Source organism: Oceanobacillus sp. M65, assembly GCF_052246275.1.
Taxonomy (GTDB): domain Bacteria; phylum Bacillota; class Bacilli; order Bacillales; family Amphibacillaceae; genus Oceanobacillus_B; species Oceanobacillus_B jordanicus.
Map to the genome: position 1 here is coordinate 253,049 of NZ_JBQQCJ010000005.1, position 26,229 is coordinate 279,277.

Sequence of the window (26,229 nt, forward strand, 5' to 3'; positions counted from 1 at the left end):
TGTGCATCAGTAGTATGGGTGCAAACAAGGGTGGTACCACCATAACCTCGGTCCCTTTTCGGATGGAGGATTTTTTGTGTTCAATATTTAAAATATCTTTATATAAAGAGGTGTTAGGCTTGGGTAAAAAGAACAAGCAGTTTGTGGAAAAAATAACAGCAATGGAAGATGATTTCGCGCAATGGTATACAGATGTTGTGAAACAGGCAGACTTGGTTGATTATGGTCAAGTTCGCGGCACAATGATCATCAAACCATATGGTTACGCTATTTGGGAAAATGTGCGAGATGAGCTGGACAAAAAGTTTAAAGAGACAGGACATTCTAATGTTGCGTTCCCACTCTTTATTCCAGAAAGTCTGTTGCAAAAAGAAAAGGATCATGTAGAAGGATTTGCACCAGAAGTAGCCTGGGTAACTCATGGTGGCGAGGAAAAACTACAAGAGCGTATCGCTGTCCGCCCAACTTCGGAAGTGCTTTTCTGTGATTATTACTCAAAAAATATTCATTCTTATCGAGATCTGCCAAAGCTTTATAATCAATGGACAAATGTAGTGCGCTGGGAAAAAACTACGAGACCATTTTTGCGCTCGTCTGAATTCCATTGGCAGGAAGGGCATACGGCGCATGCTACAGATGAGGATGCAGCGCAAGAAACAAATCGCATGCTTGAAGTATATGCTGATATGGCAGAAAAATATCTCGCCATCCCTGTACTAAAAGGACGTAAAACCGATAAAGAAAAGTTTGCAGGTGCTAATTACACTCTGACAATTGAAGCGCTGATGCATGATGGAAAAGCCCTGCAATCAGGTACATCACATCATTTCGGTTCTGGATTTGCAGAAGCTTTTGATATTACGTATTTAGATGAAAATGGAGAGAGCCAATTTGTACACCAAACTTCTTGGGGACTATCCACTAGAATTATGGGAGCTTTGATCATGGTTCATGGTGACAATCGTGGACTAGTTATCCCACCTAGAGTTGCACCAACACAGGCTATGATTGTTCCAATCGCTCAGCATAAAGAAGGCGTATTGGATAAAGCGTACGATTTACGTGATCGCTTGAAGGAACTTGTGCGTGTTGATATTGATGCTAGTGATAAAATGCCTGGCTGGAAATTTAATGAGTATGAAATGAAGGGGATCCCTGTACGTATTGAAATGGGACCAAAAGATATTGAAAAAGAGCAAGTAGTACTTGCACGCAGAGATACAGGCGATAAAGAATTTATTCCACTAAGTGAACTAGAAGAACGCTTACCTGTATTGTTGGAAGAAATTCAACAGAATCTATATACAAAAGCACAAACGCATCGTGAAGAAAAAACGTCTATTGCTAAAACGATGGATGAATTTAAACAAGTGCTAGAAGAAAAACCAGGCTTCATCAAAGCAATGTGGTGCGGAGATGTTGCGTGTGAAGAGAAAATCAAGGAAGAAACAACCGCTACTTCACGTTGTATTCCGTTTGACCAAGAAACAGTAGCAGATACTTGCGTATGCTGTGGTAAAGAAGCTAAAGAAATGGTTTATTGGGCAAAAGCATATTAGAGGTTGTTCAAAAAGTCCAGTAAAAATGACACATCGAATTTCTTCGTTGGCTTGCTTTTCCGTTCCTCACGTATTAATTGCATACGTTCCGGTACTCAAAGCTGCGCCGCCTCGAACTTCTTGGTCCTTTTTATCCTCCTTTTTGAAGACGCACTTAAAGGGGTTGTAACGATAACCTTTTAAAATTAATTTAAAAGTCGAATGAATTCTAAAGCTGGTGCTAAGGCTTTGGATTATCATTCGACTTTTTCTTTTTAGGTTAATTCCAATAATGTTTTCTTCATTTTCCTTTTCGTCGCTTCTAATTTGCTTCTATCCTCAATATAATTCGCTTCATCTTCACTATAGAATTCTGCAAAGTTTTGTCCTTCATATCTTGGAACAACATGCATGTGAAAATGCGTAAGTTCGTCAAATGCCACGCCATTTTGGCAGATAGTAATTCCGTCAGGACGGTACAATTCTCTGATCACTTTAGAGACTTTTTTTGTAGCTTCAACTAAAGAGGCTGCAGTATGTTCATCCAGTCCATCAAAAAATCGAAAGTGAGCCTTAGGTAAAATCAAAACATGTCACTCATTATAAGGACTGTGATCGAGAAAACAGCATACATACGCATCCTCATAAACTGTCGAAGTGTCTTCTTTTTTATTTGCAAGTTTACAGCCAAAACAATTCAATCCTATTCCTCCTCAACACCCATAGCCTTTTAGAACAGACTACGCATGTAATTACACCAAACTATTAGAGGAATCCTCTTCACTATAGAAATTCAATGGAATATTCACTATATTCTTATTTTGGAAAAAGGACTCTCAATCATTGTTTAACCCTCAAACCCCTTCTCTGTAAAGGTTTTCAATAAAAATAAATATATTTTTTTCGAAAAACTATTGAATTTTTATACATTATTATGGTATAAATATACACATAGATTAATAAATATACAAAAACATACAGCGGGGGATAAACATGAAAGATGAATTGACTAAAGAACTTGATTATATAAAACAAGACTTGCAGAAAATGAGTGATCATCTATATTATAACCCTGAGCTGGGTGATCAGGAATTCGAATCAATGAAACTACTAACAAACTATCTTGAGAAACAGGGCTTTCAAGTAGAAACAGGCTTAGTTGGAAGAACCACAGCATTTAAAGCTACATACGAAGGAGAAAAACCGGGGCCTAAAATAGCTTATTTAGCAGAGTATGATGCATTGCCTGGAGTTGGCCATGGCTGTGGACATAATTTAATCGGAACAATGAGTGTGGGAGCTGCGGTAATACTTAGTAAACAGATTGACCATATTGGCGGAAGTGTCGTTGTACTTGGAACACCTGCTGAGGAAACGAATGGCGCAAAAGTTCCAATGAGTGACGAGGGGATCTTTTCAGACATTGATGCAGCAATGATCGTACATCCAAGTGATCTATCATACTCAAGTGGAGATTCCTTGGCAATGGACGCTATTCAGTTCGCGTATTCAGGAAAAGCCTCTCATGCAGCTGCTTCTCCTGAAAAGGGAATAAATGCTTTGGATAGTGTCATTCAACTATTTAACGGAATAAACGCCTTACGCGAGCATGTTACTTCCGATGTGCGAATTCATGGCATCATTTCCGAGGGAGGACAGGCAGCAAATGTTGTACCCGATTCTGCTGTGGCTCAATTTTACGTAAGAGCGAAAGAAAGAGATTATTTAAATGAGGTTGTAGAAAAAATTCATAACATCGCAAAAGGCGCAGCGCTCATGACAGGCGCCACTTTGGAGATTTCCAATTATGAACTAAGCTATGACAATATGATCACAAACAAAGCATTGTCAGATGCATTCAACAAAAACTTACAGCAAGTTAGTGAAGGACCTGTTTTACCAGCAAAACAAAGCTATGGATCTATTGATATGGGGAATGTTAGTCAAGTTGTACCAGCAATTCACCCATATATCGGGTTTGGCGAAGAAGGGCTAATCGCCCATACGCAGGACTTCGCAGATAAAACAATAACAGAAGAGGGGCATCAAACCTTGGCTAATGGTGCACTATCACTAGCCTTTACAGGATATGATCTTTTAACAGACAAAGCACTTTATCAATCGATGCAACAAGAATTTAAAGGAAAATAGGGGGAGAAAAAATGAAAAAGACAATTGGAATTATACTATTTATCATGCTAGTTGCAGGGGGTCTTGCGGCTTGTGGGACATCAGATGAAGCTTCAGGAAGTTCGGAGCAGGACAAAAAGGTATTAAAAATGGCAACTTCGGCAGATTTTCCTCCATTTGAATCTCGGGATAACGAGGGGAACTTTGAAGGGTTTGATATAGATTTAGCGCATTTAATAGCAGAGGAACTAGGCTATGAATTGGATATTGAAGATATGAAGTTTGACGGGTTAATTGGTGCCTTGCAGGCAGATCGAGTAGATATGGTGATGTCAGGTATGAGTTCAACTGATGAACGGAAGAAGAATGTAGACTTCTCCACCCCATACCATCACTCTGGTGAAATGTTTGTTACAACATCTGATTCGGCAATTGAAAGTCTTGAAGATTTGAAAGGTAAAACCATTGGTGTTCAGCTCGGTACCATTCAAGAGGAAGGTGCAGAAACACTTAGTGAGGAATATAGTTTTGAAGTGAAAAAGGTAGATGATGCAGGATTGATTATTCAGGAACTTAATTCCAACCGAATTGATGCTGGTTATATGGATAAGACGGTGGCAACTGGGTTTATAAAAGAGCAAGGACTCATGGGCTTTGATGACCCAACGACAAGCTCTCCAGGAATGGGAATTGCTTTTCCGAAAGGTAGTGAAATGGTAACAGAAGTGAATGAAGTACTTGAAAAGCTTGAAGATGAAGGAAAGATACAGGAGCTTGAAGAGAAATGGCTTTCTGACATGGAATAAAATACAGCAGAGAATTGAGGTGTTAAGGCATGAATTTGGACTTCAGCCAAATTGTGCCTTATATCCCTTTTATACTAAAGGGAATCGGGGCTACATTAAAATTTGTAAGTATATCCATTATAATTGGGTTTGTACTTGGTACATTACTCGCATTATGTAAAATAACGAAAGTACCATTTTTAAAGGGATTTGCTGTGTTTTATACATCAGTGTTTCGTGGAACCCCACTTATTTTGCAATTAATGATTATTTATTTTGCTGTTCCACAGCTCACTGGCTATGATATCTCGGCATTTTTATCAGCTGTACTCACATTTGGGTTAAATTCTGCAGCTTATATTTCAGAGATTATAAGAGGTGGAATCCAGGCGGTGGATCGGGGACAAACAGAAGCAGCCGAGGCCTTAGGAGTGCCTTATAAGCCAATGATGTTGAACATTATTCTTCCGCAGGCATTCAAAAATATTTTACCAGCCATGATGAACGAGTTTATAACCTTAACAAAAGAGTCCGCCCTCGTTTCCACAATCGGGTACTTGGATTTAATGCGGAGGGCGCAAATTGTGGGTGCCGATATTTATCGGAATTTTGAGCCACTTATTTTAGCAGGCCTTATTTACTGGGTGATGGTTTATATTCTTACGGTGGCAGGAAGTTTAGTGGAACGGAGGCTTCGTCAAAGTGATTAAAGCTGAAAAGATTACAAAAGTGTTTGGAAAGAATATGGTCCTTGAAGAGATATCCACTACTGTTCAACAAGGTGAAGTGGTAACCATTATTGGACCTTCAGGTTCTGGTAAATCGACCTTCCTGCGTTGTTTAAATCTTTTAGAGGTTCCAACTTCAGGTGAGATATTTATGAACGGAAACGAGATCACATCTCCTAAAATTAATAAGCTGGAAGTTAGAAAAAATATTGGGATGGTATTTCAACACTTTCATCTTTTTCCACATATGACCGTGCTTGAGAACGTTATTTATGCACCGCAAAAGGTAAAGGGCATAGACAAGTCAACTGCTGTGGAAAGTGCGAAAAAGCTTTTAGCAAAGGTTGGGCTGACAGACAAAGAAAGTTCCTATCCGAATCACTTATCAGGTGGACAAAAACAACGGGTGGCAATTGCGAGAGCGTTGGCGATGGAACCGGAAGTAATGTTGTTTGATGAACCTACTTCAGCACTTGATCCGGAAATGGTGAAAGAAGTGCTTGATGTTATTAAAGATTTGGCTGATACAGGAATTACGATGGTGATCGTAACACACGAAATGAACTTCGCTAAAGAAGTAGCAGACCGTGTATTATTCTTAGACCAAGGAAAGCTAGTGGAGGAAGGAAAACCGAAAGACTTTTTCCATGATCCGAAGTCTTCCAGAGCAAGAGACTTTCTAGATAAAGTATTGTAAAAATCGCATGATTGTAATAGAGTAGTTAGGAAAACAATAGCCACGTGGAATCGAACCTTTTAAAAGGAGTATCGAACCTACGCGGCTATTTTATTAACTCTTGTTTAATATTTATCCCGGAGCAACCGTCTGTAAGACTCCCACTTCAAAATATGAAGTGAAACCGTGAAATTTTTAGTGGGAGTAAACGGATGACTAACACCCCGATTCGTTCAACTAAAAAACAGTGGGGGAAGAACAAAATCCCCCAACTATTTGACATTTTACTTTATTATAACGCGTCTTGAATTGCTTTTTCGAGCTCTTCTGGTTTCGTTTGGGGTGCAAAACGATCTATAACCTGTCCATCTTTGCCAACTAAAAACTTAGTAAAATTCCACTTGATTTGTTTCGTTAGTAGACCTTTTGCTTCCTCTGTTAAATAGCTGAAAAGTGGATGTGCATTTTTCCCTTTAACATCAACTTTGCTGAACATTGGGAATGTAACCCCATAGTTTAGCTGGCAAAATTCAGCAATCTCTTCATTCGATCCAGGATCCTGGCTGTTGAATTGATTGCATGGAAAACCTAGAATTTCAAGACCTTGTTGATTGTACGTATCGTAAAGCTTTTGCAACCCCTCTAGCTGAGAAGTAAAGCCGCACTTGCTTGCTGTGTTAACGATTAAAAGAACTTTTCCTTCATATTCTGATAATGAAATTTCCTTGCCACTAATTGTTTCAGCTTTGAATTCATATACACTCATAATAAGCAAGCCTCCTTAGTAAAAGAATAGCAATGGTATTGTAGCGTGTCCAAACAAACGCTTTTCTTCTACTTGGGATTTCGGAATTTAACTACATCGCTTTTGCCTCCTAGTTAAAATTTTATATTATTTTAACGTGAAAAAAAACGACCCATCTAGGCCGTTTTTTTCTGAAACAATATATTAAGCTTTTTGCTTAAGGGATTCGCCGATAGCAGTAAGTCTTTCTTCTACTTCTTGTTCGCTTAAGCCATGTTCTTCTACATACAAGTTTCGTGGGCTTACCCGACATTCATGAGTACAGCCACGCATATATTTATGCTCGTTTTCTTCAGAGCAGAGAATTTGTTGATTACATTCAGGATTTGCACAATTTACGTAACGTTCACATGGCTGTCCATCAAAATAATCTACGCCGACTACAACGTGTTCTTTTTGATTGATTGGCACAGAAATACGGTTATCGAATACATAGCATTGTCCGTCCCATAGTTCTCCTTGTACTTCTGGATCTTTTCCATAGCTTACGATGCCGCCGTGTAGTTGGCTTACATCTTCAAAGCCTTCCTCCAGCAACCATCCGGAGAATTTTTCACAACGGATTCCGCCTGTGCAATAAGTTAGCACTTTCTTGTCTTTGAATTGTTCTTTATTTTCCTTAATCCAATCCGGAAGCTCGCGAAATGTTTCAATTTCCGGTCGGATGGCACCGCGAAAATGTCCTAGATCATATTCATAATCATTTCGAGCATCGATTACCACGGTATCTTCCTCTTGCATTGCTTCAAAGAATTCCTTCGGGGAAAGGTAGTTACCTGTTGTTTCCAAAGGATTAATGTCATCTTCAAGGCGAAGAGACACGATTTCTTCCCGCGGGCGTACATGCATTTTTTTGAAAGCATGTCCATCATGTTCGTCGATTTTAAACACCATGTCAGCAAAGCGTGGATCATTGTGCATTGCTTCCATATATTTTTCTGTTTGTTCTATTGTACCAGATACCGTTCCATTTATTCCTTCCGCTGCTACAAGGATTCTTCCTTTTAGTTCAAGCTCTTTACAGAACTGAAGATGCTCTGTAGCGAAGGATTCAGGATCATCAATTGGCACATACTGATAATAAAGTAAAACTTGATAATTTAAATTCTCCATGTTGATTTACCACCTATCATTCATATTTGCAAGATATAAATGTTTGGTAGTCGTTATTCTATTTTATAATCTTGCAAGACATTATTTTATCACGTTTGAATTTCTTTTTCTAGTCCGTAACGTAGGTTAAGTGTATTACCCCTTTTACAAATTAATTCCATTATAGGATTCGTGTTTCTCATAGTAAGAAAAGGGTAAATAAAGAAAGCCAGGTATCTTACATAGTAAGTTGAATGGAGGTGGAAATAATGGAGACTATTCGTGTGGGATTGGTTTCTGCTCCCAATCTTCCAGCATATATAGCAGAACAATTGTGTCAAGAATTGCCAGATTATTTTTCTGAAGAGATTGATAACGAAACAAGCTGGGAAGTAGAGACGACAGTAGATACACTTGTCGGAGTTGCGGAAGAAACGAAGGAAGTGCTAGATAAAGCAAACAATATAAAAAAGGAACAAAACTGGGAATATGTCATTTGTCTAACAGATCTCCCGATTTTCTTTAAGAAAAAGATAGTTGTGGGAAATGCGAATTTGGACCATAAGGTTGGACAGGTATCCATTCCTGCATTTGGAGTAATGCCGATGCATAAAAGGATTCGCGTTATCATGGTAGAGTTGATGAAAGAACTATACCACAATTCCGGCGAACAAGTTTCTCCAAAAGAACACACACTAGAAAATGGAAAAGATGCTGCAAAAAATATAGGTAGACAGTTTTTCTTCTCTCGTGTGCGGAGGTTAGGTGCATCCCCGGAAGAGCAGTTAGATTTTCGTTATATAATCCGCTCTCGAGTCATCGGATATTTGCGTATACTGTTTGGCATGACGTTTGCCAACCGCCCGTGGGACGCGTTACTTTCGTTTAAAAAGATAACGATGCTCTCTTTTGCATCCGGTGCCTATGTTTCCATTTTCCCAAACCCTTGGGTGCTTAGTGTAGCCTACTCTCCCCTTAGACTAATTTTCTTGTCTCTCTTATCTATATTAGGGATGGTAACATGGATTATATTTTCCCATAACCTGTGGGAAAAGCCATCACAACACGGGAAGAAGCGTTGGCGGGATTTATATAATCGTACGACATTTTTAACTCTCACAAGTATTGTGTTTTTAAATTATCTTGTTTTATTCATTATGTTTCTTGCTGCTATGTCCCTTCTCGTTCCACCGGAGTTATTCCAAATAAGGACGCAAGTCGAAGGTTCACCATCTTTTGTTTATTATATGAAGCTAGTCTGGTTGGTCACTTCATTTGGAACACTTGCTGGAGCGATAGGTACGGGATTAGAGAGTGAGGATAGAATTCGCAATGTTACCTACTCTTTCCGTCAACAGCAGCGCTATTATGAAATAGGTGAGGAAGAAAACGAAGAAGATAAGAATGAGGATCCTGAGCCTGAAAAGAGGTGCACCTAATGACAAAGAAAATTGTAGTTGGATTAATTGCGGCTCCAGAGCTACCTGCGACTATCGGAAAAAAGTATATTGAAAAGATTCCTCACCAACTTCAGAAACAAATCGAAAAAGATGTTTCATGGGAAATGGAGTTTATTGTAGATCCACTTACTGGAGCAGCGGAGACAGTGGGTGAAATGTTAGAGAAAGCAATTGAAATAAAGAAAGCAGAGGGATGGGATTATGCGGTGTGTTTAACGGACCTCCCTCTGTTTCACAATAAAAACCTTGTGGGTGCAGATATTAGTCTGCACCATGCTGTTGCACAATTATCAATCCCTGTTTTTGGCTGGCTACCAACCAAGAAACGAATCGAGAAATCCATCATTCAAATTATTAGGGAGATTTATTATTATCAAGGTAATTCTGATAAAATTGAGGAACTAGAGAAATCAGACCCTGAAGTTGTACTTCAGAAGCAATTTCCGGTTAGTCGGGTAAAACGACTCAGCACCGATGATGATCATGTGGGGAAAGAAGCGCGCTATATTGTGTTTCCAAAAAAGCTAGGGATATTACGTTTGCTAATGGGAATGACACAAGCAAATCGACCGATGAGTATTATGCCTTCTTTTAAAAGAATAATTGCGGTAGCTTTTTCTACAGGTATTTTTGGTCTTATCTTTTCTACAATATGGGAACTAAGCTATCTTCTTAGCACCTACAGACTTTTGGGGTTAAATGCAGCGGCTATTGGTTTAATGGTATTCTGGATTATTACTGCACATAATCTTTGGGAAAACTCGGCCACACGTACAGACTCAAAACTAAGACGTTTATATAATCAAACAACAGTTCTCACTTTACTGATATCTGTGTTAAGTTATTATGCCGTTCTATTCTTATTGTTTCTTATTGCAATTGTTATTGTCATACCGCCAGACGTGTTTGTGTTTTCCATAAATCTAAAAGAAGAGTTTACGTTCCTATACTTCCTTCGATTAGCTTGGATTGCAACTTCTATTTCTACAATTGTTGGTGCAATTGGCGCAAGTCTGGAAAATGAAGAACTAGTTCGTGACATAACGTATGGATATCGACAAAAAAGGAGATATAATGATATAAACTCCAAAGAATAGGGAAACGCTTACTCTCAACTCGCAGTGGGACTAAGCAATCAAATTTTTTTTGAAATAACACTTCTAATTACTTGCTTTTTAATCTAGAAAAGGTTAAAGTGGATAGTAGCAAAAGGAAATTGGAGTTTGAATAATACTTTACGATCTCTTTATCAAAGTGGTGTAAAAGTATTTATGATTCAATTACTTTGCACGATATTTTGTATAAGGAGGTCATTTTAATGACTGGTAAAGTAAAATGGTTTAACGCAGAAAAAGGTTTTGGTTTCATCGAACGCGAAGACGGAGACGATGTATTCGTACATTTCTCAGCTATCCAATCAGAAGGTTTCAAAACTCTTGAAGAAGGTCAAGATGTTGAATTTGAAATCGTTGAAGGTAACCGCGGACCGCAAGCAGCTAACGTTGTTCGCCTATAATAGTTAATTACAAAAAGGTTTATCTCATCCGTGAGATAAGCCTTTTTTTGTACCATAGAGTAATTGCTAAAGAAAGTTAAAGCAGTTAACACTATAGGAATGACCGAAAAAAGGGGGAATAGCATGGAAAGTTTTAACTGGAAAGAAACGGCTGAAGTAGAATGGGATAGCCGGGCCGACTTTTGGCATGAACGTAGCAGGAATATGTGGGAAACAGGCAGCAGAAAGACTATTCTTCCTTTTATACAACGACATGTTAAAAAGGGAAGCGATATACTGGACGTTGGGTGTGGGGATGGATATGGCTCCTATTTGCTAAACAAGGCAGGTTATGGCGTAACGGGTGTCGACCTTTCCGTTGAAATGATCACACATGCTAAAAAGACGGCGCCACAGCGTGAAATCGTCTATCAAAAAGCGGATGTAAATGATTTACCCTTCCCGGCAAGTTCATTTGATGCACTCATGGCCATTAATGTTTTAGAATGGACTGAGAATCCATTCCATGCATTAAAGGAAATGATTCGAGTTACAAAAGAGGGTGGATACCTTTGCGTTGGGATTTTAGGACCAACGGCTGGGCCACGTGTGAACAGTTTTCCCAGGTTATATGGTGAAAAAGCAATTTGCAATACCATGATGCCATGGGAACTTAAAAAGCTGGCAATGCAGGTAAATCTTCAACATATTGATGACATTGGAGTTTATAAAAAAGAAGTGAAACCAACCGAGGTAGAGAACATGCCACTGGACCTAAAACAAGCACTATCCTTCATGTGGGTGTATCTCTTTGAGAAGGCTGGAACCACGTAGATGAGTTGTGGAGTTTAAGCAAATGTAAGGTAGTGTTTTTACTTTCCATTCGTAGATGATTGAGGACAATATAGCGTAGGCAAAACATGGAGACTCCTTGAAAATGCATTAAGCATTTTCTGCGTGCGATGAGTCGCTGACGAACCCTTACTTGTCCAGTGGGAACAGCGCGAGTCCGAAGACCCCGGAAGAAGCGTCCTTTGCTTCTGAGGAGGCTGAGGCCGTGCCCACGGAAAGCGCAATGTTATGCTGTAGTGAGAAATTCCAACTTGTCCTAGAAGTAAGGAGGATTACAATGGATAAAAAGGAAATGGAAGATCAAGTAATAAAAAGTTATCAAAGTGATGAAAAAATGATGATCTTAATCTATGCACAATGGTGTATTAATAATGATCTAGACCCCGAAGCATTATATGTTAAAGCCTATCCGAATCAGCTACATAACCCATCCTTAACGGAAGCAATGGAGCTTACGGTACCGAAGAAAGAGTCTGAAGAAATACCAACACATACGGTGTTACAGGTGCTACAGTTGTTCGGCAATGACGACTTAGCCTTTATCGTCCAAAGTGAATTGGATTAGAAAAACGCACGTTCGCTCGCTTTTTAGCGAATGTGTACGTTTTTCTAATACTTGGGGCTTCAAAATTTAAACTACGTCGTTATTGCTTCCTAGCTGAAATTTTATGCTTTCCTAAGTGTAAACAAAAGAGAGAACAGAAATAATCTGTTCTCAATCTTTTAACACCTTATTGTTCGAATAGTTTTATAAGTGCCTGTGTACCACTATCATTTTCCCCTTTTTCTGCTAGCTCTTTGTATAGCTTAAATGAAAGAGCCAACCCTGGGGTCTCCATGCCAAGCTCCTTAGCAGATTCTAATGCAAGGGTCATATCCTTGATAAAGTGCTTTACATAAAATCCCGGTGCATCATCGCCAGCAATCATTCTTGGTGCTAATTTTGACAAAGAGAAACTCCCTGCGGCACCCGTTGTAATGGTATCGAGCACTCTAGACGGATCTAGACCGGCTTTTTTTGCATAGACAATCGCTTCACATACCCCAATCATGTTTGAAGCAATCGCAATTTGATTACTTAACTTTGTATGCTGTCCAGCACCTGCTTCACCCTGTAGAATAATATTTTCTCCCATTGCCTCCAATACAGGAAGTACTGTAGTAAATGCTTCTTCATTACCACCTGCCATAATGGCTAGCGCGCCATTTTTAGCACCAATATCCCCACCGGATACAGGGGCATCTAGTGCGTAGACGCCTTTTTCTTTTGCACGATCGTAAATTTCTTTAGCTAATGCAGGTTTTGATGTTGTCATGTCAATTAGGTAGCTGCCAGAATTAGCATGTGCGAGCAATCCATCTTTGCCAAGATAAACCTCTTCAACATCCTGAGGATAGCCAACAATGGTGATGATAATATGGCTAGAGGTAGCAAGATCTTTTACAGAATCTGCCCACTCTGCACCTTGTTCCAATAATGGAAGTGCTTTTTCTTTTGTCCGGTTGTAGACTGTCACGGAAAACCCATCTTGCATTAGATTTTTAACCATGCTGCTTCCCATGACACCTGTCCCGATAAACCCAATTCGCTGTTCCTTGATACCCATTATTTCTCGCCTCCTAATTGAATTTCATGTGCTTATTTGTCGTAATATTTTATGTAGCATCTAGTGTTTCTCTTTAAAAAAGTATAGCATAAAAAGGAGGCATACAATGTGTGTATACCTCCCTAATCCCTGTTAACTTTTGAATATAGTATCGATCTCTTTCATTTCTTCAGTGGTCAATTCCACGTTGAGTGTCTGTAGGTTATTTAATACTTGATTAGCGCGTTTTGCGCCAGGAATAACCACATCAATAGCATCCCGAGTTAAATACCACGCTAGCACGACATGTGCAACCTCGACATTTTTATTGTTAGCTATTTTACGTACCTTTTCCACCTTTTCTAAGTTACGAAGGAATGTTTCCCCTTGGAAGTTTGGTGCCTTAGCACGGCCATCCTCAAAGGTAGTGTTTTTATCGTATTTCCCTGCAAGTAAACCAGAAGCAAACGGGAAATAGGGTACAAAGGATATGTTGTTTTCTGTTGTATAAGGGAAATATTCGGTTTCTGCAGCTCTGTTCAGAAGATTATATTCTCCCTGAAGTACATCCACATAGCCATCTTTATTAGCTTCTTTTAGTTGATCAAGAGAAAAATTAGATACACCTATTGATTTTATTTTACCCTGATCCTTCAGTTCTTTTAATGCACCAACCGCTTCATCCTTAGGAGTTTCTTCATCTGGGAAGTGGATATAAAATAAGTCAATATAATCTGTTTGAAGGCGTTTAAGACTATCTTCCACAGATTGCTTTAAAAAAGCGGGTGAATTATCGAAAACGATGTCCTTTCCAACAAATTTGTGCGCACCCTTGGTTGCAAGTACTACTTCCTGACGTTTACCTGTTTCTTTAATAACTTGCCCAACAAGTTCTTCTGAACGTTCTGGACCATAAATGTAAGCAGTGTCCAAAAAGTTCATACCATTGTCAATGGCTGTTTTAACTAATTCCTTGCCTGCTTCTTCGTCAAGATTTGGATAAATATTGTGTCCACCAACAGCGTTTGTCCCTAAGCCGATCGGGTTAACTGTCAGCTCTGTTTGTCCTATTTTCGTCTTGTTTTCCATGGGTAATATCCTCTCCTTCTTAAGCGTTGTGAATTATCCTTTACGATAATCCCTGCATATAATAGTATAAGGAAAAAAGCAAAGGAAGGAAAAGAAATGAACTGGCATACAAAAGCATTCTCTGAACTAACGACTACTGAACTGTATAAACTTTTGAAAGCACGAACGGACGTATTTGTCGTTGAGCAAAACTGCGCCTACCCGGAACTAGATAATTATGATCAGGAAAGCATGCACTTATATTTAGAGGAAGAAGATGAAATCGTTGCACTGGTACGTATGATCCCTGCAGGTAACAAGTACACAGAGGCGTCAATTGGAAGAGTAATGGTGGTCAACAAATTCCGTGGCAAGGGCTATGCGAGAAAAGTGATGGAAAAGGCTCTGCAATTTATCGCAGAAGAATGGAAAGAATCTGGAATTAAGATTCAGGCACAAGAATATTTAAAAGCGTTTTACCAATCACTTGGGTTTAAGCAAGTTACAGAACCATATTTAGATGATGGGATTTTACATATTGACATGATTTGGGAGTCGAAATAAAGAATCACCCTCGATTGTTTTGCACATAGTATACCTACATAGTTAAAGCAATTAGAGGAGGATCCGTATGATCACCAAAGAGCAATTATTGCAATGTAAAGCAGACTTGGTGCAAAGGCAGAATGAACTGATAAATCATATACAGGATCATTTTGGTACAACACTTGAACTGGCAAAAGAATCGGTGAGTGAACTATCCAATTACGATAACCACCCCGGTGATTTGGGGACAGAGCTGTTTGAAAGAGAAAAGGATATTGCCTTGAACGAGCATGCTGAAACAGAGCTTGAGGATATTAATAAGGCCTTGCATGCGGTAGAGGAAGGGACATATGGTATTTGTAGCCAATGTGGTGCAGATATCCCCTTTGAAAGGTTAGCTGCCCTGCCAACTGCCGACCGTTGTATGGAGCACGCTGGAAATAATGTGATTTTTGAAGAAGACCGTACTGTAGAAGAAGAGGTCTTTAGCCCCAATATTAACCCAGATGAAGAAACAGATGAAACGCAGGTTTCCTATGATGCAGAAGACACCTGGCAGGAAGTAAGCAGATATGGTACTTCCGAAACAGCTTCTGATTTTTATGGAGATCAAGAAAATTATGATGAGATGTATCCGAATAGTGATGAACTTGTAGGTTCTGCAGAAAATGTAGAAGAGTTTCTCGCTGCAGATATTGATGGAAAGTTTGAAGGGGTTACCTATAACCACAATCGTTATGAAAAGAATCTCGATTCAGTGGAAAGTGATAGTGATGATGAAACCATATAGTCCATACTTCCGTATTATTAATTAGAGGGAGTGGATAAGATGAGTGAACAAACGGGTTGTATTAAATGCGGGAGTACTGATGCAGATTCAAAGGAAGTTGCCATGACGGGGACTGGCCTATCCAAAATGTTTGATATGCAGCATAATCAATTTCTTGTTGTGTACTGTAAAAACTGCGGATACTCCGAATTTTATAATAAGAAAAGTTCAACTGGCAGTAATGTCTTTGACTTATTTTTTGGATAGCAAAAAGCGGACCTTTCCATAAGGTCCGCTTTTTTCATCTTTATCACTAAATTTAGAACAAGCTGCCCATCATGCCACCAAGTAAAGCATCCACTATATTAGCTAAAAGGTAACCAGAGGCAAGTAAGGTTACAAAGTAAATACCGATTAGCAAGTAGATTCGATCAAATGCCGGAGCTGGCCTTTCAAGTAAGATAAGAGTTGGTACTAATAGAATAGGTCCTATCAAACCAATTAGAAGAATGTTCCCTGAAAGAGGGATCTCTACAAGAGCTAGCAAAGAGCCTAAGACGGTTAAAACTAAAAACGGCACCGAATATGCCCCAGTCTTCGCTACAACATCTGTAAATGATAGGGATTGCCCGCCAATCTTCACACCAGCAAATGTAATGGCTGCTATCACACCGAACAAAACTAAAAACTGGATAAGAGGTAGCAGAAAGCTGTCAACAAAGGAAACCTGCATGAAATAAGAACCAATGCTACTTGAGATTATGTACGTTCCAAGGGAGATTAGCAGGGAAAAAATGACGATAGTTATGATACCTGAAATCAATTGGCTGCTTGCGACGTTCTGTCCTTCGCTAGGCTTTTTCAAAAGCTTTACAAAAAACGCCCCAAACTGCGAAGTCTCTCTTTTTACTGTCTCCATAAAATCATTCGACTGACTCTGGTTTTGCTGCTGTCCTGATGCTAGTGGCTGGCTCGGTTCACCAACATTGCTTTCCTGTTCTAAGGTAGGATCAGTGTTTACAGGTTCCTGAGTAGCTGCATTGTTCTCTACTGGTAACGGCGCACCACAATTCGTGCAAAACTTTCCTTCTTCTGTTTGCTGTCCACAACTTGGACAAATCATAAAATCACTCCTTCTTATTATTTGGATACTTACATGCATTCGACAAAAATAGTGTAAATCCTGTTTTTGTTGGAAATTATTAATAAATCAATTTGAAGTAAACCGCTCGCAGATTGATATTAGAAGAAATGTACGCACCCTCTATAAGTATAATGCGAAAAAGCAAAAAAAAGAAGGGAGGATAGTCCCCCCTTCTAAAGAATTTCACGTGACGTTTATTGTTCTGTTTCTCCTGCTTGCAAGGTAACCTCAGCAGTTTTTTGTTCTCCGTCACGATAGTACTCTATTTCAACTGTATCCCCAACTGCAGCGTCAGAGTACAGGAATTTTCTTAGCTCTAAAATGGAAGTGATGGCATTCCCATTAATTTGTGTGATGACATCAAATCTTTGTAGACCTGCTGATTCTGCAGAGGATCCAGCTTGAACGTCTGCTATGACCATGCCGCCATCTACTTTTTCAGGAAGCTCAATCTCACTCCGAAATTGGGCAGGAACCTGGCTTAAGGAAGCAGTGCTAATACCGATAAGCGGGCGTTCAATCTCCCCGTTCTGCTCTAATTGATCCATAATTGGTAGTGCTGTGTCCATTGGTATTGCAAAGCCAATTCCCTCTACCTCTTCACGGGCAATCTTCATGGAATTAATTCCAATTACCTCGCCATTTCCATTAACGAGCGCTCCACCACTATTACCAGGATTAATAGCGGCATCCGTTTGGATTACTTCTGTTACCCAGTCTGCTTGTTGGTCCCCATTTGTATCCATGCTTACAGAACGGTTTAGTCCACTGACAATTCCTTTGGTAATCGTGTTAGCGAATTCAATCCCTAAAGGGTTACCGATGGCAACAACCGTTTCACCTACTGTAAGGTCCTCAGAGCTGCCGATACTTGCCACTGTATCAATTTTCTCTCCATCTACCTCAAGTACTGCTAAATCTGTTAATGCATCAGTACCGAGTACTGTTGCATTAATGTGTTCTTCGTCATCTAACACAACTTCAACTTCTTCGGCGCCTTCTACAACATGTTGATTTGTAACAACATATGCCTTACCGTTTTCCTTTTTGTAGACAATCCCCGATCCAGTTCCGGCTTCTTGGCTATCTGTCCAAACGTTTTGTTGCTGCATATTGCTAACTCCAACTACGGCCTTGGCTGTTTCTTCAATGCTGGAAGAAAGGGTTGCGTCATCCGATGCTAGTGTTTGCACAATATCCGGAGTTGAGGAAGAGTTAGCGCCATCCCCTCCTGAAGCCGAAGAGCTTGTATTTATTGGAATAATATTCGTCATAATAAGGGCAATGATTAGAGCAACAGATACAATCCCTCCTGATAAACCACCAAGTATGAAGTGTAGTCCGCTTTTGCTTTTAGTTGGTTTAACATTTTCAGACCGCTGTTCCGCTGGCGTTGATTCATGATGAACTGTATGCTGTTGTTGCATAAGGTAATCATCGTTTTCTGTCCCACTGTCTTGTTCCAGGTTCTGTTCAGCTATTTCTTGGCGCTCATTTCTTTCCGGTTCTTCTTGATGATTTGTATTATATTTGTCTTGGTCCATTGATTATCACCCTTTCGCTGATTTTGATCATAAGTTGAGTATACCCACAGGTTTTGGGAAACATTTGGTATAAATGTGGTAGAAATGTGTAAAAGTGATAGCTTGTTCAACAGTTAGGTCTTATGTAAAAATAGAAGTAATGACATTAAATCGAAAAGGTGAGCGTGTATGAACTATCATATAGGGGTTGTGGAAGATGATCCGAATATCCAAAATATTGTTACGGCATACTTGAAAAAAGAGGGCTTTGAAGTTTCACTATCAGATTCTGCTGAGAAGGCATGGGAGATTTGGGAAAACCGCAAGCCAGATATGTGGATATTGGATATTATGCTCCCAGGAATGGATGGGTACGAGTTTTGTAAAAAAATACGCAATGAAAGTGAAGTACCGATTATCATTATTTCTGCAAAAGATGATGAAATTGACAAAATTCTTGGTCTTGAGCTCGGTGGGGACGATTATTTAACAAAACCATTTAGCCCTAGAGAATTGATAGCGCGTATCAAGCGATTGTTTAAGCGCTCGGCACCGAGGATAAATGGGGGAAATGAAGACAAGGAAATTATCAAAACACATCATATGGAAATATATAAAAGTGAAAGACGGATTTTTTATAATGGAAATGAGCTTGATGTCACAACGAAGGAATATGACATGCTGGTGTTTTTAACGGAAAATGTCAATCGGGCTTTTTCTAGAGAGGATCTGTTAGTAAGGGTCTGGGGAGATGATTATTTTGGTAGTGACAGAGCGGTAGATGATTTAATAAAACGAATACGAAAGAAACTACCTAATCTACCACTAGAGACGGTTTGGGGCTATGGTTACCGATTGCGTGATGATGAGGAAACAGAATGAAACTGCAATCACAGCTAAATGCTGCCTTCACTGCCTTATTGCTCGTAATATTGGCTGTCACGGGGTATATCATTTATTCCCTTATTCTTGATATGCTGATTGAGGATGAACAAAGGCAATTAAAGCAAAATGGAGAGATACTAGCCGAATTAATTAACGAGTCCGGAGCGATCAGTAATGCGGGGCTCAGTAACTTTTTGAATGAGCAGAACCTTCAACTCATTATGTATAATGAAAATAACAATGTCATACCGTATTCAACCATTCCAAGTAAAATCGTTAAGGGCTTGTTTGAGAATAATGACTTTTCTGCCCGTGATGAAGCACTGTGGGAATATAAAAATGCCCGTTATGTAACTTCTCGTATCATCATAACCCCTGAAAGCAATGGCGACCAGCTTATATTGCTTACACCGTTAGATGATTTGCAGGAAGTGCAACAGCAGTTTATCTTCAGACTGCTCATTGTTTTTCTCATTGGGGCAGCAGCTGCCATACTTCTTAGTTATTTTTTAACCAATAAACTTGTTACACCACTTTCCCAACTAAAAAGACAGTTGAAAAAGGTGGAGAATAGACAGTTTGATGATATCAACCGTATTAAAGCAACAGGGGAAATTAAAGAAGTAGAACAAAGTGTCTATGAAATGGCAAATGAATTGAAGCAATACATTAGGTCACAGCAAACATTCTTTCAAAATGCCAGCCATGAATTGAAAACACCGTTAATGACAATACAAGGATACGCAGAAGGTATCAGAGATGGTATTTTTGATGAAAATGATCAAGACAAAGGTCTTGAAGTGATGGTTACAGAGGTAAAAAGACTGAAGAAAATTATTAATGAGATGATCTTGCTTGCAAAGCTGGACAGCGATACGGAAGTATACAATAAAGATAAAGTGTTGGTAGACGATTTGATAGAGCAAGTTGTGGATCGTGCCTTACCAATTATTAATGACAAAAAAATACACTTAAAACAAGAGGTAGAGGCAAATATTGTCCTTTATGCAGACGAGGAAAAACTCTTACGCGCTCTCTTGAACCTGGTATTTAATGCTATTCGTCATGCTAATTCGACCGTCTCCATACAAGTGAAGAAGCAGGAAAGCAACACCCATATTTTAATAGAAGATGATGGTGAAGGGGTGGCTGAGGAATTAATGCCACATATTTTTCACCGGTTTGTAAAAGGTAAAACTGGGGAAACTGGATTAGGATTAGCAATTGCTAGAGCAATTATTGAACAATCAAATGGAAAAATAGCTGTCGATAAATCGGAACTGGGTGGAGCGAAATTTGAGATAATTTTTAAAGGATAGGAAATTAAGTTTTAATCAGTTGCTCGACGCTTTTGTACATCTAGCTACAAGCGCCAAAAGTAGGCAACTTCCCACAGCTCCCTACGATAAAGTAGACTTGCCGAATGGTTTTAACCAGAGGCCTAGTCGCACTTATACCTGGAAGGTGAAAGGCATCATCGGCTCGCAAATTAAGGCAGGTCGACTAAAACCGGCCTTGCCGGCCAACGCCGACATACCCCTTTTGCAGGGGCATGATTTCTTTATCTCAGTTGCTTCGGTCCAGTTGCTACGTTTTTCATTCAGGCGCTCGACGCTTTTGTACATTTTTCGTTAATTTTTTGAAAAAACTTTAATATACCTATGGTTTTATGGTATAATCGTATAGTTTGAATCAACTCTAATTTAAAGAGGAGCGTACTTTTATGCAATTAAGAGAAGATATTCGTAATATTGCGATCATTGCCCACGTTGACCACGGAAAAACAACACTGGTTGATCAGTTACTGAAATACTCAGGAACTTTCCGTGAAAACGAACAAGTCAATGAAAGAGCAATGGACTCAGGAGATATTGAAAGAGAACGTGGAATTACTATCTTGGCGAAAAATACTGCGATTAAATATAAAGATACATCTATTAATATTTTAGATACACCTGGACACGCAGACTTCGGTGGAGAAGTAGAACGAATCATGAAAATGGTAGATGGTGTGGCACTCGTTGTAGATGCTTATGAAGGAACCATGCCACAAACTAGATTCGTACTGAAAAAGGCACTTGAGCAGAAGCTAACTCCAATCGTTGTGCTTAACAAGATTGACCGCCCAAATGCCCGCCCTTCAGAAGTGGTAGATGAAGTATTGGACCTATTCATTGAACTTGGTGCAGATGATGAGCAGCTTGAATTCCCAGTTGTTTATGCTTCCGCATTAAATGGTACATCTGGTCTTGAACCAGAGGCCCAAGAAGAAACAATGGATCCTGTTTTTACTACTATTTTAGATCATATTCCAGCACCTGCTGATACGAAAGACGAGCCTTTACAATTCCAAGTAACATTATTGGATTATAATGACTATGTTGGTCGTATCGGGGTTGGACGCGTAGTTCGTGGTAAAATCAGCGTTGGTCAACAAGTTGTTGTCTTAAAAGAGGATGGCTCACAGAAGTCATTCCGTATTAGTAAGCTTTTCGGCTTTATTGGTCTAAAACGTATTGAAATCCAAGAAGCGATTGCAGGAGATATTGTTGCGATTGCTGGAATGGAAGATATCAATATCGGGGAAACCATTTGTCCTCAGGATCATGTTGAAGCACTACCATGGCTTCGAATTGATGAGCCAACATTGCAAATGACGTTCGTAGTAAACAATAGTCCGTTTGCTGGACGTGAGGGTAAATATATTACGTCACGTAGAATTGAAGAGCGTCTATTGAAGCAATTGGAAACGGATGTTAGTTTACGTGTAGATCCTACAGATTCTCCTGATGCTTGGATTGTATCAGGTAGAGGAGAATTACATCTTTCCATCTTGATAGAGAATATGCGTCGTGAAGGTTACGAACTACAGCTTTCTAAACCACAGGTAATCATCAAGGAAATTGATGGCGTACGTTGTGAGCCTGTAGAACGTGTGCAAGTAGATGTGCCAGAGGAATATACAGGCGCAATTATGGAATCACTTGGAGAGCGTAAAGGCGAAATGCTAGATATGGTAAACCATGGTACTGGTCAGGTCCGCCTTGAGTTCAAGGTGCCTTCTCGTGGATTGATCGGTTATGCTACAGAATTTATGACCCAGACACGTGGTTATGGTATCATCAACCATACGTTTGATACGTACGAGCCTGTAATTAAAGGGCAAGTCGGTGGACGTCGTGAAGGTGTATTAGTTGGCTTGGAAAACGGAAAAGCTTCCACTTACGGTATTATGCAACTAGAAGATCGTGGTGTGATTTTCGTAGAACCTGGTACAGAAATATATGCTGGCATGATTGTCGGAGAGCACAACCGTGAAAATGATCTGACTGTTAACATTACAAAAGAAAAGCACTTAACAAACGTACGTTCATCTAACAAGGACCAAACTTCTACTATCAGGAAAACAAGAAAAATGTCTCTTGAGGAAGCTATTGAGTACTTGGCAGATGATGAGTACTGTGAAGTAACACCAGAATCCATTCGTTTAAGGAAAAAAATCCTTAATAAAAACGAGCGCGAAAAAGCATCGAAAAAATCAAAAACAGTCTAATTATAGTAGGGAACCCATGGTATTAGTGGGTTCCCTTTTTTGGGTTGTTATTGTTGGAATTTTCCTGAAATTAAGTGGCGATTTTGTGCATGTAATCAGTTAGGATGAGAGATCCAATCGATTATAAAAGTGTGCTAATCAATCAGAGGAGTGTGTCAATCGATCATAGAAGATCGCCAATCAACCAGAAGAGCGTCTCAATCGATCATAGGAGAGCGTCAATCAACAAGAGGAGAGATCCAATCGATTATAAAAGAGATCCAATCAACAAGAGGAGTGTCTCAATCGATCACAGAAGAGCCCCAATCAACCAGAATTGCTTGTTACCGGCTATGTATCCGTTGATAGAATAGAATTTAACGGGTTTAGGATGAAGTAAGGAAGGCAACTAATAAAGGTAAAATAGAAAGGAGGCTCACCCTATGCGATTTACTGGAATTGCTATTCTGTGCACTTTTTTTGTAATACTTACGGCCTGTTCGAATGATGAGAGAAAACCCGAACCCATTGAGCCAGAGCAACCTGCTGAAGAAATGTCAGGGGAGGCAGGAGAAAATGAAAATGCCGGTAATGAAGGGGAGAACATAGAGCAAGTAGCCACAAACTTAGAAGCGCCATGGGCAATTGAGAAGCATGATGGAAATTTGTATGTTAGCGAGCGTCCTGGTGCCATTGTCACCATTACAAAGAGTGGGCAAACTCGAAAGCCTGTTGAGTTTGAAGGAGATCTTTCCCAACAGTCAGAGGCCGGATTGCTCGGTATCGTCATTCCGGAGGATTTTTCATCAAGTAAAATTGCGTATGCCTATTATTCTTATGAGCAGGACGGAACTTATTACCAGCGTGTCATTGAGCTTGAAGAAAGAGAAGAGGCATGGCACGAAGTATCTACTATTCTTGATAGAATTCCCGGAGGGCAGGTGCATCAAGGAGGAAGGATAAAAATAGGACCAGATGAAAAACTTTATGTCACAACAGGTGATGCGTCTGTTCCTGAAAATGCGCAGGATGTAGAGAGTCTAGCGGGAAAAATTTTGCGGATAAATACTGATGGGAGTGTACCTGAAGACAATCCCTTTCAAAACTCTTATATTTATTCTTATGGCCACCGTAATCCACAAGGGATGGCTTGGGATGAAGCTGGTTCCCTATACGCTACCGAACATGGATCCAATGCACATGATGAAATAAATTTAATTAAACCTGGAGAAAATTATGGATGGCCTGTGATACAAGGGGATGAAACTGAAGGAGAGATGGTAACACCTCTCGCTCATTCTGGTGAAGAGACGTGGGCGCCATCTGGAATGACAAGTTTGCATGGTAGTTTTTTCTTTGCGACCCTGAGTGGGCAAAGCTTAAAGCGGTTTAATCCTAAAAACGAGACAATTAGTACGGTTTTATCTGATTTCGGAAGAATAAGGGATGTGTATGCCGATAGCGGGGGGCTATATTTTATTACAAATAACACAGATGGAAGAGGCTCGCCGTCTGAAGAAGATGACCATCTAATTTTCCTAAAGCTTCCTACTAATCAACTTCACGAATCACAATAATTTGGGATTTTGAAAGCCTTTGCATAACTTGTATATACATGTTATACTTTTGGAAACATGTATATACAAGTGTTAAGGTTATTTAGAGGAGGATAAACAATGGGGAATCAACATAAGGAAACAATATACGCACCTGTCAGTGGGCAAGTTCTGCCACTCGATAAAGTTCCAGATCCAACATTTTCTAAAGGGTTAATGGGAGAAGGACTTGCTGTTAATCCAACTGATGGTGAGGTTGTATCACCAGTCGATGGAAAGATTGTTCAAGTTTTTCCAACCAAGCATGCAGTAGGAATTGAGAGTGATTCAGGAGCGGAAATACTTATTCATATCGGACTTGAAACCGTTTCACTAGATGGAGAGGGCTTTACGGCTCATGTACAACAGGGAGATTGGGTGAAAGTCGGAGAGCCTTTAATTACATTTGATCTTGCTTATATTAAAGCGCATGCAGCAAGCGCTATCACGCCAATTATATTAACAAATGGTGAGGGAATAGAGGTTGCTCTTTCCTCAGAAACAGACGTAAAGGCCGGGGAAACTATTTTATTCTCTGTAACGAATAGTGGGGAAGATCGACCTAAAGAGAAGACAAGGGAACCAAAACAATCTGTGCAGTATAGTGATGAGGCAAGGCAAATTGTAGCAGCTGTTGGTGGTTTGGAAAACATACAAGCAGCCACACATTGTGTGACAAGGTTGCGTTTTGCTTTGAATGATGAAGATCAAGTTAATCACGATGAATTGGAAAATATCGACCTGGTAAAAGGCTCTTTTACTACAAATGGCCAGTTTCAAGTCGTTATTGGTCAAGGTACAGTGGACAAGGTCTATCGTGCTATGGTAGACGAAACGGGCATACAAGAAGCTTCAAAGGAAGATGTAAAAGAAGCTGGGGGAAGAAAACAAAATCCTTTACAGCGTGGCATTAAAGTATTGGCCGATATATTCATTCCAATCCTTCCGGCAATTGTAACTGCAGGTTTACTTATGGGGATTAATAACATCCTTGCAAATGGGGGCATTTTTGGTGAACAAGCTGTAATTGAAATGTACCCTCAATGGGCAGGTATTGCAGACATGATCAATATTATTGCAAATACGGCCTTAACCTTTCTGCCTGCTTTAATAGGGTGGTCAGCAATGAAACGTTTTGGTGGAAGTGAATTGCTGGGGGTAGTATTGGGACTTATTTTAGTTCATCCGGCACTTCTCAATGCTTGGGATTATGGTGCAGCGTTGGAAGAAGGAAATGTCCCAACATGGAATTTGTTTGGTTTGGAAATAAACAAAATCGGTTATCAGGGCCAGGTACTTCCTGTTCTGCTGGCATCATGGGTTTTAGCTAAAATAGAACTATTCTTGAAAAAACGTGTAATGGATTCATTACAACTTTTAGTTGTTGCACCAGTAGCCTTACTTATTTCTGGGTTTCTTACATTTATCATTATTGGGCCCATTACATTTGCGATAGGGAACTGGATTACAGACGGCCTGGTTTCTCTATTTGATCAGTTTGCAATCATTGGAGGTTTGGTGTATGGTGCGCTTTATGCCCCAATGGTTATTACGGGAATGCATCACACTTTCCTAGCTGTAGATTTACAATTAATCGGTAGTACGGAATCAACATTTCTTTGGCCGATCCTTGCATTGTCTAATATAGCACAGGGGGCAGCAGCATTTGCTATGTTCCTAGCAGCAAAAGACGATAAGCTTAAAGGCCTTGCAAGTACTTCTAGTTTGTCTGCATGGTTGGGCGTAACTGAACCGGCAATGTTCGGTGTGAATTTACGTTTTAGATATCCGTTTATTGCCGCAGTAATCGGTTCATCGATTGCGGGGGCATTCATCACCTTCCAAAATGTGCTTGCTTCATCTATCGGTGTAGGTGGCTTACCGGCATTTTTCTCTATCATCCCAGGCGGCTGGGGAGCATTTGGTATTGGTGTTATCATAGTACTGCTTATACCATTTACCATTACATTTGCGATTGCCAAGAAAAAATTAAAGACACATTAAATATTAGACATCAGAG

General features: G+C 39.8%; 25 protein-coding genes and 1 other annotated feature (1 of these 26 running past the window's edge). Of the genes, 18 read left to right on the plus strand and 7 right to left on the minus strand.

Features of this window, described 5'->3' with window-relative positions; genetic code table 11:
- Positions 1–59 (plus strand) — a binding site (T-box leader); it begins 161 nt to the left of the window's first position.
- Positions 60–119: 60 nt separating this feature from the next.
- Entirely contained in the window at positions 120–1,559 is a 1,440-nt protein-coding gene (proS, locus tag ACTWPF_RS18120) for a proline--tRNA ligase (protein ID WP_161464350.1), read from the plus strand.
- A 254-nt stretch (positions 1,560–1,813) separates the two neighbouring features.
- Here the strand turns inward: proS and ACTWPF_RS18125 are convergent, their stop codons facing one another.
- Positions 1,814–2,125, minus strand: a complete 312-nt coding sequence (locus tag ACTWPF_RS18125) for an HIT family protein (protein ID WP_443150023.1) — start codon at positions 2,123–2,125, stop codon at positions 1,814–1,816.
- A 406-nt stretch (positions 2,126–2,531) separates the two neighbouring features.
- Here ACTWPF_RS18125 and ACTWPF_RS18130 point away from each other — a divergent pair, with 406 nt between their 5' ends.
- Genes ACTWPF_RS18130 through ACTWPF_RS18145 form a run of 4 tightly spaced genes read left to right on the plus strand, consistent with a single transcriptional unit; the run spans position 2,532 to position 5,878 of the window.
- On the plus strand, positions 2,532–3,689 hold the full coding sequence (locus ACTWPF_RS18130) for a M20 family metallopeptidase (RefSeq protein WP_443150024.1): 1,158 nt from the start codon (positions 2,532–2,534) through the stop codon (positions 3,687–3,689).
- Between the two features lie 11 nt (positions 3,690–3,700).
- On the plus strand, positions 3,701–4,474 hold the full coding sequence (locus ACTWPF_RS18135) for a transporter substrate-binding domain-containing protein (RefSeq protein ID WP_443150025.1): 774 nt from the start codon (positions 3,701–3,703) through the stop codon (positions 4,472–4,474).
- A gap of 29 nt (positions 4,475–4,503) precedes the next feature.
- Entirely contained in the window at positions 4,504–5,163 is a 660-nt protein-coding gene (locus tag ACTWPF_RS18140; protein ID WP_106895676.1) for an amino acid ABC transporter permease, read from the plus strand.
- Entirely contained in the window at positions 5,156–5,878 is a 723-nt protein-coding gene (locus ACTWPF_RS18145) for an amino acid ABC transporter ATP-binding protein (protein ID WP_443150026.1), read from the plus strand. The genes ACTWPF_RS18140 and ACTWPF_RS18145 overlap by 8 nt, the downstream gene beginning before the upstream one ends.
- Before the next feature lie 271 nt (positions 5,879–6,149).
- On the opposite strand, the gene ACTWPF_RS18150 is transcribed toward ACTWPF_RS18145, so the two are convergent.
- Positions 6,150–6,623 carry a glutathione peroxidase gene (locus ACTWPF_RS18150; RefSeq protein ID WP_238019538.1) on the minus strand — a complete coding sequence of 158 codons (474 nt, stop codon included), beginning with the start codon at positions 6,621–6,623 and terminating at the stop codon, positions 6,150–6,152.
- A gap of 183 nt (positions 6,624–6,806) precedes the next feature.
- Positions 6,807–7,775 carry an oxygen-dependent tRNA uridine(34) hydroxylase TrhO gene (gene trhO / locus ACTWPF_RS18155; protein ID WP_106895678.1) on the minus strand — a complete coding sequence of 323 codons (969 nt, stop codon included), beginning with the start codon at positions 7,773–7,775 and terminating at the stop codon, positions 6,807–6,809.
- Between the two features lie 248 nt (positions 7,776–8,023).
- Between trhO and ACTWPF_RS18160 the strand changes: the two genes are divergently transcribed.
- From ACTWPF_RS18160 to ACTWPF_RS18180, 5 genes are all read left to right on the plus strand, one after another.
- Positions 8,024–9,193 (plus strand): hypothetical protein, encoded by a 1,170-nt coding sequence (locus tag ACTWPF_RS18160; RefSeq protein ID WP_443150027.1) that lies wholly within the window; start codon positions 8,024–8,026, stop codon positions 9,191–9,193.
- Positions 9,193–10,311, plus strand: coding sequence for a 5,10-methylene-tetrahydrofolate dehydrogenase (locus ACTWPF_RS18165; RefSeq protein WP_238019540.1), 1,119 nt, complete (start codon positions 9,193–9,195; stop codon positions 10,309–10,311). Before ACTWPF_RS18160 ends, ACTWPF_RS18165 begins: the two co-directional genes overlap by 1 nt.
- 221 nt (positions 10,312–10,532) lie before the next feature.
- A complete protein-coding gene (locus ACTWPF_RS18170) occupies positions 10,533–10,730 on the plus strand; it encodes a cold shock domain-containing protein (protein ID WP_036577114.1) in 198 nt (65 codons plus the stop codon).
- Positions 10,731–10,853: 123 nt separating this feature from the next.
- Entirely contained in the window at positions 10,854–11,543 is a 690-nt protein-coding gene (locus ACTWPF_RS18175) for a class I SAM-dependent methyltransferase (protein WP_161464837.1), read from the plus strand.
- Positions 11,544–11,838: 295 nt separating this feature from the next.
- Positions 11,839–12,126, plus strand: coding sequence for a hypothetical protein (locus ACTWPF_RS18180; protein ID WP_106895682.1), 288 nt, complete (start codon positions 11,839–11,841; stop codon positions 12,124–12,126).
- Between the two features lie 166 nt (positions 12,127–12,292).
- Here the strand turns inward: ACTWPF_RS18180 and ACTWPF_RS18185 are convergent, their stop codons facing one another.
- Together ACTWPF_RS18185 and ACTWPF_RS18190 are read right to left on the minus strand one after the other, a co-directional pair.
- Positions 12,293–13,168, minus strand: coding sequence for an NAD(P)-dependent oxidoreductase (locus ACTWPF_RS18185; RefSeq protein ID WP_443150028.1), 876 nt, complete (start codon positions 13,166–13,168; stop codon positions 12,293–12,295).
- A 132-nt stretch (positions 13,169–13,300) separates the two neighbouring features.
- A complete protein-coding gene (locus ACTWPF_RS18190; RefSeq protein ID WP_238019543.1) occupies positions 13,301–14,236 on the minus strand; it encodes an aldo/keto reductase in 936 nt (311 codons plus the stop codon).
- A gap of 96 nt (positions 14,237–14,332) precedes the next feature.
- On the opposite strand from ACTWPF_RS18190, the gene ACTWPF_RS18195 reads away from it, so the two are divergent.
- The 3 genes from ACTWPF_RS18195 to ACTWPF_RS18205 all read left to right on the plus strand — a co-directional run bounded on the left by ACTWPF_RS18195 (position 14,333) and on the right by ACTWPF_RS18205 (position 15,797).
- Positions 14,333–14,779, plus strand: coding sequence for a GNAT family N-acetyltransferase (locus tag ACTWPF_RS18195; protein ID WP_238019544.1), 447 nt, complete (start codon positions 14,333–14,335; stop codon positions 14,777–14,779).
- Positions 14,780–14,846: 67 nt separating this feature from the next.
- A complete protein-coding gene (locus ACTWPF_RS18200; protein WP_238019545.1) occupies positions 14,847–15,551 on the plus strand; it encodes a TraR/DksA C4-type zinc finger protein in 705 nt (234 codons plus the stop codon).
- 39 nt (positions 15,552–15,590) lie between these two features.
- Positions 15,591–15,797, plus strand: a complete 207-nt coding sequence (locus ACTWPF_RS18205) for a zinc ribbon domain-containing protein (RefSeq protein ID WP_106895687.1) — start codon at positions 15,591–15,593, stop codon at positions 15,795–15,797.
- Positions 15,798–15,849: 52 nt separating this feature from the next.
- Here ACTWPF_RS18205 and ACTWPF_RS18210 read toward each other — a convergent pair whose 3' ends face one another.
- Positions 15,850–16,653: a hypothetical protein gene (locus tag ACTWPF_RS18210; protein WP_443150029.1), complete on the minus strand. Its 804-nt coding sequence runs from the start codon at positions 16,651–16,653 to the stop codon at positions 15,850–15,852.
- A gap of 215 nt (positions 16,654–16,868) precedes the next feature.
- Complete coding sequence (locus tag ACTWPF_RS18215) at positions 16,869–18,218, minus strand: S1C family serine protease (RefSeq protein ID WP_443150030.1); 1,350 nt, start codon at positions 18,216–18,218, stop codon at positions 16,869–16,871.
- Positions 18,219–18,386: 168 nt separating this feature from the next.
- Between ACTWPF_RS18215 and ACTWPF_RS18220 the strand changes: the two genes are divergently transcribed.
- The 5 genes from ACTWPF_RS18220 to treP all read left to right on the plus strand — a co-directional run bounded on the left by ACTWPF_RS18220 (position 18,387) and on the right by treP (position 26,213).
- Positions 18,387–19,079 carry a response regulator transcription factor gene (locus tag ACTWPF_RS18220; RefSeq protein WP_161465039.1) on the plus strand — a complete coding sequence of 231 codons (693 nt, stop codon included), beginning with the start codon at positions 18,387–18,389 and terminating at the stop codon, positions 19,077–19,079.
- Positions 19,076–20,401, plus strand: a complete 1,326-nt coding sequence (locus tag ACTWPF_RS18225; protein WP_238019548.1) for a sensor histidine kinase — start codon at positions 19,076–19,078, stop codon at positions 20,399–20,401. The genes ACTWPF_RS18220 and ACTWPF_RS18225 overlap by 4 nt, the downstream gene beginning before the upstream one ends.
- Before the next feature lie 404 nt (positions 20,402–20,805).
- The gene (gene typA / locus ACTWPF_RS18230; protein ID WP_106895690.1) at positions 20,806–22,635 is read left to right on the plus strand and encodes a translational GTPase TypA; all 1,830 of its coding nucleotides are present in this window, start codon (positions 20,806–20,808) and stop codon (positions 22,633–22,635) included.
- A 422-nt stretch (positions 22,636–23,057) separates the two neighbouring features.
- Positions 23,058–24,191, plus strand: a complete 1,134-nt coding sequence (locus ACTWPF_RS18235; protein ID WP_443150031.1) for a PQQ-dependent sugar dehydrogenase — start codon at positions 23,058–23,060, stop codon at positions 24,189–24,191.
- 99 nt (positions 24,192–24,290) lie between these two features.
- Positions 24,291–26,213: a PTS system trehalose-specific EIIBC component gene (gene treP, locus ACTWPF_RS18240; protein ID WP_238019552.1), complete on the plus strand. Its 1,923-nt coding sequence runs from the start codon at positions 24,291–24,293 to the stop codon at positions 26,211–26,213.
- Positions 26,214–26,229 lie beyond the last annotated feature (16 nt).